The 18218-nt window shown below is 38.3% G+C and carries 21 protein-coding genes; 8 read left to right on the plus strand and 13 right to left on the minus strand.

All coding sequences use genetic code 11. The features are described from left to right. Nucleotides 1–52: 52 nt before the first annotated feature. Nucleotides 53–1270, minus strand: a complete 1218-nt coding sequence (locus PHT93_RS03175; RefSeq protein ID WP_300239359.1) for a DUF2264 domain-containing protein — start codon at nt 1268–1270, stop codon at nt 53–55. Nucleotides 1271–1379: 109 nt separating this feature from the next. On the opposite strand from PHT93_RS03175, the gene truA reads away from it, so the two are divergent. The 4 genes from truA (at nt 1380) to PHT93_RS03195 (ending at nt 3987) form a co-directional block, all read left to right on the plus strand. Next, entirely contained in the window at nt 1380–2138 is a 759-nt protein-coding gene (truA, locus tag PHT93_RS03180; protein WP_363318615.1) for a tRNA pseudouridine(38-40) synthase TruA, read from the plus strand. Between the two features lie 6 nt (nt 2139–2144). Continuing rightward, nucleotides 2145–3041 (plus strand): DMT family transporter, encoded by an 897-nt coding sequence (locus PHT93_RS03185; protein ID WP_300239364.1) that lies wholly within the window; start codon nt 2145–2147, stop codon nt 3039–3041. Between the two features lie 81 nt (nt 3042–3122). After that, nucleotides 3123–3314: a hypothetical protein gene (locus PHT93_RS03190; protein WP_300239367.1), complete on the plus strand. Its 192-nt coding sequence runs from the start codon at nt 3123–3125 to the stop codon at nt 3312–3314. Between the two features lie 34 nt (nt 3315–3348). Then, nucleotides 3349–3987, plus strand: a complete 639-nt coding sequence (locus PHT93_RS03195; protein WP_363318616.1) for a DUF3256 family protein — start codon at nt 3349–3351, stop codon at nt 3985–3987. A gap of 6 nt (nt 3988–3993) precedes the next feature. Here the strand turns inward: PHT93_RS03195 and PHT93_RS03200 are convergent, their stop codons facing one another. The 4 genes from PHT93_RS03200 to PHT93_RS03215 form a co-directional block, all read right to left on the minus strand. Continuing rightward, the gene (locus PHT93_RS03200; RefSeq protein WP_300239371.1) at nt 3994–4818 is read right to left on the minus strand and encodes a PepSY-like domain-containing protein; all 825 of its coding nucleotides are present in this window, start codon (nt 4816–4818) and stop codon (nt 3994–3996) included. A 30-nt stretch (nt 4819–4848) separates the two neighbouring features. Next, entirely contained in the window at nt 4849–5292 is a 444-nt protein-coding gene (locus tag PHT93_RS03205; RefSeq protein ID WP_300239373.1) for a PepSY-like domain-containing protein, read from the minus strand. 82 nt (nt 5293–5374) lie between these two features. Further along, entirely contained in the window at nt 5375–6649 is a 1275-nt protein-coding gene (locus PHT93_RS03210; RefSeq protein WP_300239376.1) for a HAMP domain-containing sensor histidine kinase, read from the minus strand. Between the two features lie 3 nt (nt 6650–6652). After that, entirely contained in the window at nt 6653–7333 is a 681-nt protein-coding gene (locus PHT93_RS03215) for a response regulator transcription factor (protein ID WP_300239379.1), read from the minus strand. Between the two features lie 114 nt (nt 7334–7447). Between PHT93_RS03215 and PHT93_RS03220 the strand changes: the two genes are divergently transcribed. The 4 genes from PHT93_RS03220 (at nt 7448) to PHT93_RS03235 (ending at nt 9845) form a co-directional block, all read left to right on the plus strand. Further along, a complete protein-coding gene (locus tag PHT93_RS03220) occupies nt 7448–7960 on the plus strand; it encodes a sigma-70 family RNA polymerase sigma factor (RefSeq protein ID WP_300239381.1) in 513 nt (170 codons plus the stop codon). Continuing rightward, a complete protein-coding gene (locus PHT93_RS03225; RefSeq protein WP_300239384.1) occupies nt 7950–8438 on the plus strand; it encodes a hypothetical protein in 489 nt (162 codons plus the stop codon). The genes PHT93_RS03220 and PHT93_RS03225 overlap by 11 nt, the downstream gene beginning before the upstream one ends. A 6-nt stretch (nt 8439–8444) precedes the next feature. Then, entirely contained in the window at nt 8445–8909 is a 465-nt protein-coding gene (locus PHT93_RS03230) for a hypothetical protein (protein ID WP_300239386.1), read from the plus strand. Between the two features lie 63 nt (nt 8910–8972). Further along, complete coding sequence (locus PHT93_RS03235; RefSeq protein WP_363318617.1) at nt 8973–9845, plus strand: outer membrane beta-barrel protein; 873 nt, start codon at nt 8973–8975, stop codon at nt 9843–9845. A 59-nt stretch (nt 9846–9904) separates the two neighbouring features. Here the strand turns inward: PHT93_RS03235 and rpmA are convergent, their stop codons facing one another. The 8 genes from rpmA to PHT93_RS03275 all read right to left on the minus strand — a co-directional run bounded on the left by rpmA (nt 9905) and on the right by PHT93_RS03275 (nt 18081). Further along, entirely contained in the window at nt 9905–10162 is a 258-nt protein-coding gene (rpmA, locus tag PHT93_RS03240; protein WP_300239392.1) for a 50S ribosomal protein L27, read from the minus strand. Nucleotides 10163–10184: 22 nt separating this feature from the next. Further along, a complete protein-coding gene (gene rplU / locus PHT93_RS03245; protein ID WP_300239394.1) occupies nt 10185–10502 on the minus strand; it encodes a 50S ribosomal protein L21 in 318 nt (105 codons plus the stop codon). A gap of 162 nt (nt 10503–10664) precedes the next feature. Beyond that, a complete protein-coding gene (locus PHT93_RS03250; protein ID WP_300239396.1) occupies nt 10665–14054 on the minus strand; it encodes a glycoside hydrolase family 2 TIM barrel-domain containing protein in 3390 nt (1129 codons plus the stop codon). A 94-nt stretch (nt 14055–14148) separates the two neighbouring features. Next, nucleotides 14149–14700, minus strand: a complete 552-nt coding sequence (locus PHT93_RS03255; protein ID WP_300239399.1) for a DUF3332 domain-containing protein — start codon at nt 14698–14700, stop codon at nt 14149–14151. Between the two features lie 106 nt (nt 14701–14806). Continuing rightward, nucleotides 14807–15643, minus strand: coding sequence for a hypothetical protein (locus tag PHT93_RS03260; protein ID WP_300239401.1), 837 nt, complete (start codon nt 15641–15643; stop codon nt 14807–14809). Then, nucleotides 15640–16278 carry an endonuclease III gene (gene nth, locus PHT93_RS03265; RefSeq protein WP_300239403.1) on the minus strand — a complete coding sequence of 213 codons (639 nt, stop codon included), beginning with the start codon at nt 16276–16278 and terminating at the stop codon, nt 15640–15642. The genes PHT93_RS03260 and nth overlap by 4 nt, the downstream gene beginning before the upstream one ends. Before the next feature lie 150 nt (nt 16279–16428). Continuing rightward, a complete protein-coding gene (gene pheS / locus PHT93_RS03270; RefSeq protein ID WP_300239405.1) occupies nt 16429–17448 on the minus strand; it encodes a phenylalanine--tRNA ligase subunit alpha in 1020 nt (339 codons plus the stop codon). A 279-nt stretch (nt 17449–17727) separates the two neighbouring features. Further along, nucleotides 17728–18081: an NAD(P)H-dependent oxidoreductase gene (locus PHT93_RS03275; RefSeq protein WP_300239419.1), complete on the minus strand. Its 354-nt coding sequence runs from the start codon at nt 18079–18081 to the stop codon at nt 17728–17730. Between the last annotated feature and the right edge of the window lie 137 nt (nt 18082–18218).

An 18218-nucleotide genomic window follows, 5' to 3' on the forward strand; every position in this document is an offset into this window, starting at 1 on the left:
AAGTGATTAAATATACAAAGGGTATCCGAAATCTATCGGATACCCTTTGTTTTTATTCTCTTATTGCATGGTCTTTGGGAAAATCCTGACCGCTCCAGGCCTTTTTCTGCGTCCAATCGGCAGCGGAATCTGTCCAGAAAGGATGATCGGCAGGAAGTCCAAGTGGTAAAAACGCTACGGATGTAAGATAGAGGCTACCGTTATTAGTATATGAGTCCGACACATTGGGTTGTTGTCCCACAAAACCAATCGTCAGGAAATCCTTTTCATTAAAATTTCCTTCATGATTAAACATTCGCTTCATGGCAGCAGTCATGGCAGCACGGACTTGACCGTTGGTTAACTCCTTAGGTAGTTGTTCTTTCCACGCTAATAAAGCAAGGGGTTGAAAGACGGCTAAACGATAGGGTATTGAACGTCCAAACGCGGGAAATGTTCCTTCGGGAGAAATAAAACGCTCCAGGATCTGTCCATATTTTTGCGTTCGTTTAAGAGCAATCTCATATCGTTCGGGGGTTATCTTCTTTTTATCTAACATCACAGCAAGACATTCCAGGTACATCGGTTGTATGACATAGCTATTATAATAGTCAAACGCAAAATGAGGTCCATCGGAATACCAGCCATCACCGACATACCATTCTTCGATTTTACGTAAAGCAGAACTTATCCGGTAATTATCAGCATCAGCCCCTGCCTTCAGTAAAAAACATTCTATTGTGGAAGAAAACAAAAGCCAGTTTGAATAAGGAGGATCCACACGTCTGAGCAATTTAAATTCTTCCATATAGCGCTGCTTGGTCTCTTTGTCTAAAGGAATCCACAACTGATCGTAAGCGCGAAGAAAACTTTCTGCAATGAATGCCGCATCAACAAGAGGCTGTCCTTCTTTTCTCCAAAGCAAATAGTCAGGACTTGATGGATCTACCGCATGGGCATAACTCTTCAGAGCCCATTCACGTAATTGTTTGCGCTGTTTCCCCTCCGGAGTATTATCATCAGGAAGGGATAACCAGGGAGCAAGACCGGTCATCAACCGTCCAAACGCTTCCATATAAGTCACCCGTATATCACGTCCATCCCAGGCAGGACTAACCTCTACCTTCATTTCTTTTTGTAATTTACCTTCGCTCATCAGGCTTAGTACCGGCGCGGACATACGATATAATAAATTGCTCCAATATACCCGGTCGTTCTCATTTGGTGCTTCCTTAGAATACAGGTAAGAGATTGGCAAAAGCAGAATTAGAATAAAAATTGATTTTTTCATGGCAATTGTTTAACTATTAAAAAGGCAAAGGTATCATAAAGGAATAAAACACAGGGGGAATTATGGTTCAAAAAGTGTAACTTTGTACCGTTACAACAACTCATTGAATGTGAATCGTTATTTTATTTATTTAGGATACAACGGGAAACCTTTCTGCGGATGGCAGGTACAGCCAAACGGCATTACCGTGCAACAATGTATCGAGGAAGCTCTGACAACCTTGTTTCGCTGCCCGATACCCATTGTCGGAGCAGGAAGAACAGATGCAGGCGTACATGCCCGAATGATGATTGCACATTTCGACACGTCGGAAACGGTACAAGACCTTGCATTCCTTACTGAAAAGTTAAATCGTCTGTTACCAAAAGAAATTGCCGTACACAGGATTGTTCCTGTAATCGCTGATGCACATGCTCGTTTTGATGCGATCTCGCGCACCTATAATTATTATATTACAACAGTAAAAGACCCTTTCAACTTCGACTTTTCTTATAAGGTTCATGGAGAATTAGACTTTAAAGCGATGAATGAAGCCTGCCGGGTTTTATATGATTACAAAGATTTTACAAGCTTCAGCAAACTACATACAGATGTCAAAACAAACAATTGTCATGTTATACATGCCGAATGGACACAAGAAGGCAATTTGTGGAAGTTTACAATACAGGCAGATCGTTTTCTCAGAAATATGGTACGGGCTATAGTGGGTACATTATTAGAAGTCGGACGGGGGAAAATGACAATCGATGGGTTTCGTAACGTTATTGAGGCAAAAGATAGAAATAAAGCCGGAACATCAGTGCCGGGACAAGCATTGTTCCTGGTCAACGTTGAATATCCGGACAGATTATTTAAGGTTGATAAATAAGAATATATGTGGTTAGGTTTAGCGTTTATCTCGGCTTTCTTACTTGGATGTTATGAGGTAAACAAGAAATTATCGTTGGATAACAATGCGGTTATCCCCGTTTTGTTCATTAATACATTAGTAAGCAGTCTGCTGTTTGTTCCCTTTATTTTTCTTTCATACTGCACTCCGGTTTTAGACGGCACCTTGTTTTATGTACCGCATGTACCGTTTGAAACACACATGGCCGTATTACTGAAAGCCGTCATAGTTCTTTCCTCCTGGATATTCGGTTATTTCGCAGTAAAGCATCTTCCAATAACCATTACAGGCCCCATAAAAGCAACACAACCTGTAGTTACTCTCTTGGGCGCTATGCTTATTTTCGGAGAAAGATTGAATATTTATCAATGGGTTGGGGTATTGCTATCAATAGCTTCCTTCTATCTTCTTTCTACTTCAGGAAGAAAAGAAGGCATCCGCTTTGGTAACAACAAATGGATATTTTTCACCATACTATCCATACTATTGGGTGCGATCAGTGGTTTGTACGACAAACATCTGATGAAAAGTTTGGATGTTATGACTGTTCAGGTTTGGTTCAATGTTTACCAGTGTATTATCATGACCTTCATCCTCTTATTCTTATGGTATCCAAGACGTAAGAAAACCACGCCTTTTGTCTGGCATTGGAATATTATTTTCATTTCTGTTTTCCTCGTGTTGGCAGACTGGATTTATTTCTATGCATTAAGCGATCCCGATTCTATGATCTCTATCGTAGCTATGATCAGGAGAAGCAATGTTTTAGTAACATTCCTTGCCGGCGCCTTATTCTTCAAAGAAAAAAACCTGAAGAGCAAAGCATTAGATCTATTTCTTGTTTTACTCGGTATGATATTCCTTTATATCGGTTCAAGATAAGATAAAGGATTATTAAATGATAAAAAGGGAATAGTACCAACCTCTTTTCTATATTTGTACTTTTAAATAAACAGCAATAATATGAAAGACGATTTAATCAGATTGATTTCTTTCACGGAAGATGAATATAACAAGTTCAAGGATGTTGTGGAACAAACGCCTTTCGACACGTTCATCGATGAAATAGTACACATTGTAAAAGAAAACAGCGGAACGATTGAAGATGCTATAGAAATGGCAGAAAGTGAATTTGAAAGATTAGCTGTAATTTAAATCGTAAATTTATATGATCACAAAAATTGAAAATATGAAGCGTTATATCCTCCTTAGTATTCTCTTATTCTTCGTTTTTACGCCTTCGGTTAATGCTCAGAACATGGCTACATTATTTTCGGGTATGCCGGACGAATATGTTCCTCATTTGGAAAGTGCCTGGAGAAAGGATTTAATTGACTTATATAATACAGGAAAGACAGCTTCTCTGAAAAACACAATGGAAGGAACATCTACCTTGCTGAAACTAACGGAAAACTATATGCTTCTTCAGTCAACAGAACGAAGTACAATCGAGATGAAACTCCTTCCTCTTATCAATAATACAAATATCATTTGTGTAGTGACTACTGTAAATGCTCCCGTTGCCGATAGCAGAATAGCATTCTTCACTACTGAATGGAAACCTCTTGCCTCTGACGAATTGTTTACGCCCGTAACGGCTGACTGGTATTTAAAAGAAGATGTGGATAAAACAACGGATGCATACAAGGACATTATTTCCCGTTTAGATATAGAGTTGATACAATACAATCTGAATCCGGACAATCTGACTTTGACGGCAACTTATACGACACCTCTCTATTTAAATAAAGAGGATCGCGAAAAGCTTACCCCATATATAAAAGAAACTCCCAGATTATTCACCTGGGAGTCCTCACGTTTCAAGTAGAAAAAATTACTGTTTTACGATACTGCCACTAATAGAGACTAATACTTCTATTTCTTGTTCTCCTTTTTCCAGTTCAAAAGCGTAAAACAAACCGTCAGGAGTTTCGTGTAGTTCAATATCATCTATCTCATAGCCGGGATATTCCGCTTTAATGGCATTCAACACAACTGAAGGAACGTCACCCCTACGTACGTCCCATTCTGTACGCGTCCATTCACCCTCTACGGTAAAGTAAACATCTTTATAAACTCCTTCATGTAAGATATCTACCTCAATACCCAGTTTCTCTTTATCATATTCCAGAATCTTAGCTCCTTCATATTTTTCAGCAATAAATTTATCAATAGACTCCGTTATCACTAATGGATAATGAGGTTGTCCGTTATTTTCAACCACTTCCTTGATCAATACCCCGTCTTCTGTGTAATACAAGTCCACTTCATTTTTGCCTTCTTCCACTTCAATGATGTAAATTGTTGCCGTATTATATCGTTCAATCATATCTACATCGTCAACACGCCAGGTTGCATATTTAGTCGTGGCAAAATGATTCCGTATTAGCTCGGGCAATTCCGCAAATAAAATATCCGTTTCTGTCATCATCCATTCTCCCGAAGCATTAAACCAAGCCTCCTTTTCTTTACTGTTCTGAATAAACTCGGCAACTTTATACTCCTGCTTCTTTTCCCACGAAATTTTCTGAGCATCAGGATATTTTTTCTCTAAAGCATTAACGATTATTTGATCTGGCATATAATCGTCATCATCACTACAACTAACAAGTACGATTGCGCTAAAGGCAAACAATAACATAAACAATTTTGCTTTCATAATAAATTCTTTTTTTAATGAACTAATGAATTAATAATCGATTCTCCTAAAACGGCCTCCAAGATCAAAATCAAGTTCGATCCCATTATTTAATTTAACTTCATACTTTCTTCCATCTTTCTCTATAGCAACGATATAATTATCCGAGAAATTAGTTTTTACGTATTCGGCTATGGGGGATAAAACAATAGCAGGTGGCACCGGCGTATTTTTTCGGCTCACTTCTTTCCATTCACCGGATTTAAAAAACTCCACTTCCGTACCATCCGTCAGTATTACATCATAATCTTTGATTCCGTACCAGTTTTTTTCAATACTGATATGGGAGATCTTGACATCATTAAAATGAGCAGTCAGGAATTGTCTGCTAACTTGAGGAAGAGCATTCACATCTGTTGTAAACACCTTATTATCTGCATGGCTGATACCTGCAAAAAAGAAGATTCCTACTAATAAAAATAAATATTTACGCATAGCTGTTTTTAATTTATACAGCAAATTAAGTACATGAATCGGGAAAGATTTGGGAATAATGAGGGGGAAAAGAAAAAAGTTATTATTTTTTGAAAGACAAACGAAACTGATGCATATCTCCTGTATATTGATATGCAACTTCTATTTCATATAATAGAGCAATAGACTTAACAATGGCTAATCCTAAACCGGTTGATTCTAAAGAAGCACCCGCTTTATTAAATCGTCGGTACATATCGTTCTCTTCCAATCTGGCATTATGGCTCGTGTTTGAAATCGTTAATATATGAGACTCAATCTTTATAGAAACGTGCCCTCCATTATAATTATGCACAAAAGCATTCTTCAAAAGATTTGAGACAAGAGTTCCGGCTAAGGAATCATTCATTTGACAGGAAAGTGTTCCCTCTTCATTAATATCAATTTGCAAACATCTTGTTTCATAAATAGCTGTAAACACTTCTAAGGAACGATGCACTATTTCATTAATATTCAAATCAGTCACTTCGGGATATTGTCGGTTTTCTATTCGGGAAAGCAGAAGCAGTGATTTATTGGTTCTTATCACGCCTCTTAATACATTATATATATCCCCTATTTCTGAGAGTTGTTCTTCCGTACATTCCGGATTTTCGCTAAGCAGTTCTAATTTATTGGTTGCTATCGCTAAGGGAGTTTGCAGTTCATGGGCGGCATTCTCCACAAATTGTTTTTGCTGGTTATAAATTTCTCTATTCCGTTTTGCTGCTTCAAGCAGAGCTTTATTCAGTGTTACAAATTCGTCGACCTGTGTATTCATGACATAAGGTTCATCTTTTTTCCCGGGATGCGTTTTCCGTAACCAATTCAACAAACCGTACAGGGGTGTAAAACTTTTCTTGAATACATAATGCGTTATTAATAAAATTCCGCACAAGAGCGTAACATATAAGACAATAATACTCCAGAAGATTGTTTCGGTCATGTCTTCTTTTTCTAAAGTAGATGTCTCAATCTCCAATTCATAATATTTACCTGCAGCATCCAAAAAATAACATTTCAGGATTCGTACTGGCTCATATTCCATTTCTATATCTACATAAGTGAATGAATCATAGAAAAAATCCTCCGACAAGTTGGCTTGGTCAGCACTTACTTCTTTCATTCTATAGCGCGTCATTTCATCGGTATAAGTACGATCGAAATCCGGATCGGTCAAAGCTCTTCGGATAATTAATTCTTTATAATTCTCCAATGTATCATTCGTTTCATCATCTATTTCATGCATGATCAGAATATAAAATACTGACGCCCAAACTAAAAGAATAAGGAGTAAGGGAATGGAAAGATTACGAATGGTATAATGGCTTAACTTCATATGCTATTCTTCTACAACTAATTTATAACCGAACCCATAAACAGATTTTATTTCCGGTTTTGCCTCTGCCATTTTTAATTTTTTGCGTAAATTCTTCACCTGACTATAGATAAAATCAAAACTATCTGCCTGATCAATATAATCTCCCCATACAGATTCAACTAATGCTGTTTTCTCTATTACTCTCCCGGGATTCGTTACAAAATAATAAAGCAGATCAAATTCTTTTCTGTTCAGCGTCAACTCCTGACCGTTCACATACGCCATATGTTTATCCGGATAGACAACAATATTATCCAATATAATATCTAATTCACCGTCTTGTTGTTTTCTTCTGATAACACTCTTTATTCTGGCATTGAGCTCTGCCAGATGAAATGGTTTTGTCAGATAATCATCCGCTCCCAAGTCTAATCCGGTAATCTTATCTTCAACAGAGTCTTTAGCCGATATAATGATTACGCTGTCTTTTTTCCTCTGTTTTTTCAACTCCTGCAATAAAGACAACCCGCTTCCACCCGGCAACATAATATCTAAGACAATGCAATCGTAATCATATTCACTGATTTTAGCTAATCCTTCGTCATAATTAGTCGCACTTTCTACTACGTAACGCTCTTTTTCCAACGAACGTACCATAACTTCCCGTAACGAGTCCGAATCTTCTACTATAAGGATTTTCATACGAATATCTTTTGACCGTTTCTTACAATTAAACAAAAATAAAGAAAGAATCTGACAAAATACTGGAATAAAGATGTTACGTTTTCTCTTACTTTGTCGTCTCAACAATAGAGAATGGAACTCGAGACGTTTAAAAAGAAGTTGTTGCCTCTGCGTAAAAAGATGATAAATGTGGCCTACCAGTTTATGCAGGATAAAGAAGATGCGGAGGACATAGTTCAGGAAACTTTCCTGAAGCTATGGACTATTCGTAACGATCTGGAACAATATAATAGTCTTGAGGCATTGACGATTCAGATGGTAAAGAATAAATCCATTGACCGACTGAGAGCAAGAAGAACAGAACGAATTGGTGAAACAGAGAGTTTACTGGAGAGTAAAGAACTCACACCGGAAAAGATACTGGAAGAACATGATGCCGTAGGGCAAATACGCAGGATCGTTGATGGATTACCGGAATTACAACAACTAATCATCCGGATGAAAGATATCGAGGGCTACGAAATTGCTGAAATTGCTGAAATTACAGGCACACAGATTGAGGCAGTTAGAGTAAATCTTTCCAGAGCAAGAAAAAGAGTAAGGGATTTATTTATGAAATTAAACAATGGAAGATATGAGAATTGAAGAGCTATTAGAAAAATATTTTGAAGGTGAAACATCTTCTATCGAGGAAGGGGAGATACGCAGGTATTTTGCTTCCAAGGATATTCCATCTCATCTATCTGCCTATAAACCATTGTTCGCCTATATAGATGAAGAACGGGCAATTATCCCCAATCATCCTTCTCCTATCAGGAAAAACAAACGGATAGTCACGTATCTTCTATCAGGCGTTGCGGCTGCAAGTCTGCTGATTTTAGGCATCCGTAGTATTTACACGTCTAATAAGACACGTTACTGTGCGGAGAATTACGTGATGATAAATGGGCGTTGTTATACAGACATACACAAAATACGCAATATGGCTTTAGACGCTTTAAGGGAAGTAGCGACTCCAGCAGACGAATACTTTCCGGATGATGTATCGGATTATTCGACAGAAAAGGAAGTCTTGGAAAGTCAGTTAAAAGAATTTGGAAGTTTATTCAACGTAGATAAATAAGAGACAATGAAACAGATAAAACACATCGTATTCCTGATTGCACTCTTCTCATGTATAATAAGCGAGCCTGTATTTGCCAACGAAATGCAGAAGGATTTACGGATACAGGAAGTCTTCAACCGTTATGGGAAAAAGAAAAATGTGACTATGGTAGAGCTATCAAATGAAATGTTGGAAACCTATGGAATGACACATTATAAAAGTATCACGATAAAGAACGATCAAACAGCGTTGGCTTTTACCCGGGAATGTCTTGAAGCAGACCAACAAGGGGCACGTAAGATCAAAGAAGTAACCGATGATGGAGGAGTTATCTCCGCCTATTATCAACTACGCGGAAAAGAGAAGGACATCAATAGGTTTATACTATTCAAAGTCAACCAGAAGGGAGTAATCACCTTAGTTTATATTGAAGGAGAATTAGATAGCGATGACCTTATCACGTTATTATTCACCGGAAAAGAATTGTAATATAAAACACTAAAGAAATATACAATGAATACAAAAGTTTCAGTATTGGCGATAAGCCTTTTTATGAGTAGCGGATTAGCAGCTACAGGGTTGGTAAATCCGACAGATACAACAATACGCATCGACAATAAGCGAATCGATATCACAGAAACAAGTGACCGGATGAAAGTACGCATCTATGAACTTGATAAAAGAGGCGATGAAGTAGAAAAAGAAATGATCTTCGAAGGGCATTATAAAAACGGGCAGAGTTACGAAAACAGAAGACACAGACGCTCAATAAATATCCCTTTACCTACATGGGACAGAGATTTTGATGCGCATTGGGCAGGTTTTGGTATGGGATTTACCAATTTTGCTGATGGCAGTTTCAATATTAATGATATTGACGGAGTATCATTACGAAGTGAAAACTCATTGGAGTATAACCTCAATTTTCTGGAAAAATCGTTCCCTATCTCTCGCTATAATTGGGCGATTGTTACCGGAGTAGGAATGCGCTGGAATCGTTATCGTTTAAAAACGAACAATCACTTTGAAGAAAACGAAAATGGAATTACTGTTCTTGAGCCGGCTCCGGAGGGTATCACTTATTCCCGCAGTAATCTTAATACAACGAGTCTTACTTTTCCGGCATTAATTGAATGGCAATCACGGCGTATAAAAGGCGACCGTTTTTTCTTATCTGCCGGCGTAGTAGGTGTTGTTAAAACAATATCTTCATCCAAGGTTCAGTATAGGGATGAGAACAACAAGAAACATAAGGAGAAAATGGACAGAGGGATGAATATTCGCCCGGTTACTATGGATTTCCTTATTCAAGGAGGATACGATTGGATTGGTTTTTATGTTAAATATTCACCGGTGGGACTGTTTGAAGGAGGCAAAGGACCTAAAGTACATCCTGTCTCCATTGGATTACATTTACATATCTAAAAAAAGAATGGCTGCCTGATTTAATCGGACAGCCATTCTTTTTTGACAAAAATCTTATATTATGCTTCAGCCTTAACCGAAACGAAAGATCTGTTGTTTTTACCTTTGGAGAATACTACTACTCCATCAGTTAAAGCAAACAAGGTATGATCTTTACCAATACCTACGTTTGTTCCCGGATGATGAACAGTACCTCTCTGACGAATCAGAATGTTTCCTGCTTTTGCTACCTCACCACCAAAAAGTTTTACTCCTAAACGTTTGCTATGCGATTCACGGCCGTTCTTCGAACTACCAACGCCTTTCTTATGTGCCATTTCTTTTTAAATCTTTAAAATGTTAAGCAACAATTTCTTTAATACTCACTTCAGTAAACTGTTGACGGTGACCGTTCAACTTACGATACCCTTTTCTTCTCTTTTTGTGGAAGATCAACACTTTATCACCTTTTACCAACGGAGATAGTACTTCACATACTACTTTTGCACCTTCTACTGTAGGCGCTCCTACTGTTACCGCACCGTCATTGTCAACCAATAACACGCGATCAAATTCAACAACAGCACCGCTTTCCGCATTTTGAATGTGGTGAACGAATAATTTCTTTCCTTGTTCAGCTTTGAACTGTTGTCCGTTAATTTCTACGATTACGTACATCTGTCTTATAATTAATACAGGTTATTTCCGGGGGTGGAACCTCTTTATCGACATTCGCTTTTTTACCCCTTTAGGAATTCAGAGTGCAAAAATAGACGTTATTTACAAAACATACAAATGTTTAGCTTCTTTTTTCGCCTTTTGCACCCTGAATCAGAAAGATTAATTGTATTTATACTTAGCTTTATCTGCCGCAGAACGTTCATTGTCCAACGGAATTAAGGTAAAGCCCCAGTTATATTCCTTATTCGCCGGTAAAGAATACTCCGGTTCAGGACGCGCTCCCCAACTATTATAACCGGCTACTCCTTGCTGTTTATAGTCCACGCATACTTCCACAAAGTTTCTTGGATTGATATCATTGATATGATGCATACGCCGCAAAACATTCTTAGCAGCAGCCTCATCATGATTAGCAATCTCTTCGGGAGAAAAGTTATTCCATTGACGCGGACGCGGAAGAGCTTCTTCCGAATCAAAATCTTCTATAGAATTTCTTAATGCATTGAAACCTATTGTTTCATCGGCTTTAATCATCAGTCCTTTTCCTTTAGCATTTGTAAGGGAAACCCAACGCGTATCTGTACGATGTCCGTTTTCCTGTGGACGTACATAGGAAACGTACATATCTTCGGCAGTCGTTTTATAGAGTCCGACTGTCGCTCCGGCTTTTCTATCCCAATAATTTTCAATAGGTCCGCGACCTAAATACTGCACCTTATTTACGCTTGCAGGAAGACGGAAGCGTACTCCAATACGGGGAACGTTCAGTTTAGAAGAGGCCTTACGTGCTTTATCATTACCCGGAGTAAACGTTGCCGTACGTGTGGCTTCCGAAACATCAGTCTGAACCGCATCCATATCGGCTGAAGTGAATTTAGCAGTAACGTGAACCACCCCACTTGGATAGATATTATATGTTACTATGTATAAATTACCCGCAGAAAGCAGATAGGAGATATTAACGACAGCATTCCCATTATTCAGTTCTGCATTCGCATCAGTCACATTGAAATTCTGACTACTTTGCTTCCACACTTGTAAGCGCAAAGGCATTCCGTTTCCGTAATCATTATCATTCGGCGCACGCCAGAAGTTAGGTTGAATACCAAAACCATCAGCGAAATATTCCATACCATTCACCTGATACGAGGTAACAAGTCCGGAGCTTTTATCAAATATAAAGTTTACTTTAGAAGAAGAAACTGTCAACAGGTCGCCTTCATTATTTACAGAAAGTTTTGGTCCCTTGGTCGCGTAAGACAGTTCTTCTCCTTTTAACGGAAGCTGAAACTGATCAAAAGCTACTTCATATCCCGCAGGAATCAATTTATCAGCAACGGTTGTTTTCACGCTGAAATTAACAAAATACTCCACTCCCGGCTGAGCTTTTATACCGGCATAGGATATGTTCACCTCTTCGGAAGTCTGCGGCGATAATTTAAGCGATAATTTTCCACTCTTGATTTCTTTACCGTCACCCAATATCGTATAAGTAATTGCATACTTATCACTTGATGTAAAATAAAAACGATTAGTGATACGAAATATTCCTTTCTCGATATCGACAACATCAAAACCAAAATTCTGGTGTGAATATTTTACTTCAGTCAGTCCGGGATGAGGCACACGATCCGGCCCTATCAATCCATTGCAAAGGAAATTACCGTCACTTGGCTCATTCACTCCATAATCGCCACCATATGCCCAGAAATCACGTCCGTTTTCATCTGTTTTCTTCAGGCCCTGATCAATCCAATCCCATAAAAATCCTCCCTGAAGATTCGGATATTTATAGATTTCAATCCATTGGTCCCACAAATTTCCGGAAGAGTTGCCCATTGAATGAGAATACTCAGACGGTACAATCGGACGATCACTACCCTGTTGTCCTATTTCTGCCAACCATTTAGCACCCGGATATTGCGGAACATACATATCAGTATTCCATTCCCACAATGCTCTTTCATAACAAACCGGTCTGTTCATCAAATTCTTATCCTTATTCTTTACCAAGAGATAAGCCTGATAGAAATTATACCCGTTTCCGGCTTCATTTCCTAACGAGAAGACCGTCACAGATGCATGATTTTTATTTCGTTCATACATATTATTAACTCTGTCTAAATGAGGCACCAACCATTCGGGATTATTTCCAAGAGTACCTCCTTTTTTCAGATTATAATACATGCCATGCGATTCGATATTTGCTTCATCATAAACATAAAGTCCATATTCATCACAAAGCTCATAGAAACGACGTGATTGAGGATAATGGCACAAACGAACAGCATTCAGATTATGCTGCTTCATCAATTCAAAATCCTTACGCATCAAATCTTCAGTAACATAATGTCCTGTTTCCGGATTATGTTCATGAATATTTACGCCTTTAAATTTAATCGGTTTACCATTCAGATAAAACAAATTATATGGTTTACCATTATCGGCGATCTGATCGGAATCTTTAATTTCAATTTTTCGGAATCCTACACGAAAAGGTACGACTTCCACCACCTTTCCATCCACCTTGACTGTCATCAATAATGTATATAGGTTAGGCGTTTCAGCAGTCCATTTTGCAACATCATTAATCTGATGATCAAAAGATACGCGTTGTGTCGTTCCCGAACTTACCCATATTCCTTTTTCAATCTCTGCTATTCTTGACTTCTGTTTATCCAACAATTCACAGCTAACTTTTACCTCTTTCGTTTCTGTTGAGTGATTCTTTACATCTACTCCCAGATCAAAAATTCCGGTTTTATATGCATCATCCAAAGTAGAGATAATGCGAAAATCCTTAATGGCTATTTTAGGTTGCGAGTACAAAAAGACATCTCTTTCAATACCGCTAATGCGCCACATATCCTGTGCTTCTAAATATGAGCCCGTACTCCAGCGAAATATTTTCAGGGTTAATTCATTCTTACCGGGTTTCAAGTGTGAATTAAGCAAAAACTCTGCAGGATTTTTGGAGTCTTCGCTATACCCGATTTCTTTCCCGTTAATATATACATACATTCCACTTTTTGCTCCCGCAACCTGAAGATAAACATCTCTCCCATCCCATTCGGACGGCACTTCAAATGTCCGGCGATATACACCAACTGGGTTTGCTTCGGGTAAAAGAGGAGGCTCCGGATTTCTCGCTTTAAACTCAAAGCCGTGATTTACGTAAATCGGAACGCCATATCCCTGCACTTCCCAGTTTCCGGGAACTTTAATATCATTCCACGAAGAAACATCAAGTCCTTCCTCTGTGGCATTGGCTGGCAGTTTTTTATAACCATCTACATATAGAAATTTCCAGGTTCCATTAAGAGATAAGTAATATGGACTCTCCTCAAACCGGAGGTCAAGTGCTGTTTTTTTATCAGGGAATGTCATAAAAGAGGTTCGTGGCTCTTCTTTATTTACAGCAACAGTCTGTATATCTTGCCAATAGGGCTTAGCATCTTTATTATCTGCAAAAGCAAAAGCGGTGGAATTAACCCAAAAGATAGCAACACAACAAATAGCTGTGAATATTTTCTGAATTTTTCTTTTCATTTGTGTTTTGTGCGTTTAGATTAGAAGTTTAGTATTTGGCTTACTAAAAAAGGAGACTCCCTCTGTGGAAAGTCTCCTCTTGTATTTTTATAGCTTATCGAGCAGCGAAATAAGTAGAGTGCTCAACAACTTGACGGAAAGCGAGAACACCTGCCTGGCTCAGTTCCACTTCCATACTTTGTCCATCAGGAAGGAACATAACCACTTTATCGTCTCCTTTAAATTCAAGTAATTTATGGCTTTCTCCATCAGCTTCTACATTCCAGCTTTCATCCGCTTTGTTGTAAACCAAATCAACACCGTTTTCATCACCGGCTTTTTGGATATGATATCCATCAGCCTTTGTTTCAATAGCATAAACACCTTTTTCTGTTTCAACGGTTTTCACAGTTCCCACATCAGCAACAGGATTATCACCTGTCCAGAATTCAATTGAGTTAATCACCAATACGTCAGCCAATACAGCAACACCATAAACAGGAACAATATTAAATGCAATAAACACTAATTCATTTACGAATTTTGAATCAACGTTTCTGTTCCAGTCCAACAATTTATTGGTAAGACTAAAAGAGCCAATACATGATGTAAATAATACGCTACTTGCTAATACTGTAGCTAACACTAATTTAAAGTTTTTCTTCATAAGGATAAATTTTTATTAATATATCATTTGACAAAGTGAAGCGAAGATAATAACTTTCAAATATAAGCAGAACATTTTTTGTTTATTATTATTAATAAAAGCCACCTCATTTTTCATTATCATTGGAAAACAAAGGCACACAAAGAGTAAAATAAATTATTGAATCATCTTTACTAATACCGATCTGAGGCTGTAATTCAGGGATTAAAGCTGTTATTCGGGTTGACAAACTATCTCCTGCTACTTTTAGCAGACTATCCGGCAACTGTTTATTAGGACTATTCAACAAACAGCATACTTGACTTTCATGTAAAAACACGTCAAGAGCCTTCCAGTCCGATTCCGGTTCCTGATAAAAGAAGACATTCAACAGCGCATCTTTATCTATATTTCGTCGTAATTCCTTTAGGTAAACAGGAGAATCTTTTATTCCTCGCTTTTGAAGTGAAACTGTTGTTTCCAGTAATTTACGGCTATAGCTCCCCACAAACACATCATTATACTGATAAAACCCCAAATATTGATTCGCTGTTTTCGGATAAAAGCGCAAAGGGATACCTTCTTTCTTCACTGTGGTAAAAGCGGAATGTTTCAACCAAACAGCATCTCCACCAACAGAGTAAGAGTAAAACATAATTCCTTGTGCGTAAAATGCCAACAAAACAGGAGAATTCTTTTTGCAGGCAAGAAATGTATAGCAATCTTCCGGTAGTATTTCTTTAAAATAGAGGTACAATTGGGGTTGACGTTTCAACATCGAAATAAATTCAGCCGGTTGGTTAATCAACAACACACTTTTAGGCTCAGGCAGAAGTAAATCGAAAAGATCTGTTTTTTCCTTTTTCTGTTCTTTACCAACAAAAGAAAAGAAGAAAACGATTGCTCCTATTATTGAGGCAACCACAAGGAGTAGCGTGATTATTTCTGCTCGGAGAATTTTCATTTTTCTTGTCTGAAGTAAGCGCACCAGGGCTGCAGACCACATTCAAGACATTTAGGCTTTCGTGCCAGACAGATATACCGGCCGTGCAGAATAAGCCAGTGATGCGCCTTGGGGATTAATTTTTCAGGAATATGTTTAACTAATTCTTTTTCTGTTTCGAGAGGTGTCTTACTCTTCGGTGTAAACCCTAATCTCGCTGATACGCGAAACACATGTGTATCAACGGCCATCGCCGGCTTGTTAAACACGACTGAAGCTATTACATTGGCTGTTTTCCGCCCTACTCCCGGAAGTTTCTGAAGTTCTTCAACAGAAGAAGGCACTACACCGTTGAACTCATCAGTCAACTTCTGCGCCATACCAACCAAATGTTTTGCTTTGTTATTGGGGTAAGAGATACTTTTTATATAGTTAAAAACTTCTTCCGGAGTAGAAATGGCAAGTGTTTGTGGAGTTGGAAAACGTTCAAACAATGCCGGTGTAGTCATATTCACACGTTTATCCGTGCATTGGGCTGAAAGAATAACAGCAACAAGAAGTTGATAAGGATCTGCATAATGAAGCTCAGTCTCTGCAACAGGCACATTCTTCTCAAACCAATCAAAAACACCTTTGTAACGTTCTTTCTTCAGCATATTTCCAAATCAATATTATAATCTGACAAAGATCAAGAAAAAGGACTGATTAAGCAAATCTAATGAAGGAATCATTACCTTCTCTCCTCGTGTGTTTCTCCCCGGGCACGGTTACTACCCGGGGAGATGGTAATGATTTAGGTTTTCAATTTAATTGGCCGACTCAAACTGTCTCAGGAAACGAACATCGTTTTCGGAGAACATGCGTAAGTCTTTCACTTGGTATTTGAGATTTGTAATCCGTTCCACACCCATACCGAGAGCGTAGCCGGAGTATATTTTACTATCAATTCCGCAATTTTCAAGAACATTTGGATCGACCATTCCGCAGCCTAAGATTTCCACCCAACCTGTGTGTTTACAGAACGGACATCCTTTTCCACCACAGAGATTGCAGGATATATCCATTTCTGCAGATGGTTCGGTAAACGGGAAATAAGAAGGACGCAAACGAATTTTGGTATCCTGGCCGAACAATTCTTTAGCAAAGAAAAGTAATGCTTGTTTTAAATCAGCAAAAGAGACATTCTTATCAACATAAAGTGCTTCTACCTGATGAAAGAAACAATGCGCACGATATGAAATAGCTTCATTACGATACACGCGTCCGGGACAAATAATCCGAATTGAGGGGTCCTGTTTTTCCATCACACGGGTTTGTACAGACGAAGTATGCGTACGAAGTAAAACGTCCGGATTATGCTGAATAAAAAAAGTATCCTGCATATCACGAGCCGGATGGTCTTCGGCAAAATTCAGAGAAGAAAACACATGCCAGTCATCTTCAATTTCTGGTCCTTCGGCAATACTAAAACCAAGTCTTGCAAAGATATCACAGATTTCTTTCTTAACGATAGATATAGGATGACGGGTTCCAAGGGCAACAGGATATGAAGTACGAGAAAGATCAATATCAGTATTGACAGCTCCGGAATTCGAAAATTCTTCTTTCAAATCATTAATCTTCTGCTGAGCCGTTTCTTTTAGTTGGTTCAAAAATTGACCGACTTCTCTTTTTTGTTCGGCAGCAACATTACGAAAATCATTCATCAAGGAAGAAATTTCGCCTTTCTTACTCAGATATTTGATACGCAGAGCTTCGAGTTCCTCTGCATTATTCGCCTTCAATTCCTCCACTTCTTTAAGCAGAGTCTTTATCCTATCGATCATCTCAAACGCTGTTTTTTTATTAACCGGACAAATTTACGCCTTTCTTCCGAGACTGCAACTGTTTATGCCGCTTTTTATTCTTGTAACTGTTTCTTAGAGCCTGTTTAAATTTTTATAGGATATTTCTTGAGGGCTTGTTTCGGTCTTCTTTCGTCTTCTTTTTTGCTTATCTGCATCTCCGCATTCAATCACATAGCCCGCTATGCTCATTCATGCGGATATACAACTAAACAAAAAAATAAAACGAAATAAGCCACGAATAAAAATTTAAACAGGCTCTTAAAATACGCTGTTCAGGTGTTTGAGATATTCTCTTTTGTCCTCAGCTATTTTTTCATCCGTTACTCCTTTTTCCATTTCATGGAAGTGAAAACCTTCTATCCGCTCCAATCCGGTAAACTGATTCATTTTGTGTACCCCGATCAAAACCTGATCTTCATCCTGTTCCTCAAAAAACTCACCTTTAACCGTAAAAGCTTCTATCGGCGCATTCCAGGAACTGGTGAACATATATTTACGACCATGCAACATCCCCCCGGTACCATAATGGAGCTTAGGATTATCGTTCGACCTGCTCCGTCCGTCATTACGGTAAATCCCCGTATCATGTCCGGCTGTAAATACTAAATCTATATATTCTTTTACACTATTAACCGACTAAAATTCCAGACAGTCGGATTTGTTTAATTACACGGTCTGTATCGTGTTATATTTCTTTTTTTCGAAACCCTACCCCCTGTTTATAAAGCCAGCCTAAGCTGGATTCCAGG

The sequence above is a fragment of the Massilibacteroides sp. genome (assembly GCF_028705895.1).
Taxonomy (GTDB): Bacteria; Bacteroidota; Bacteroidia; order Bacteroidales; family Tannerellaceae; genus Massilibacteroides.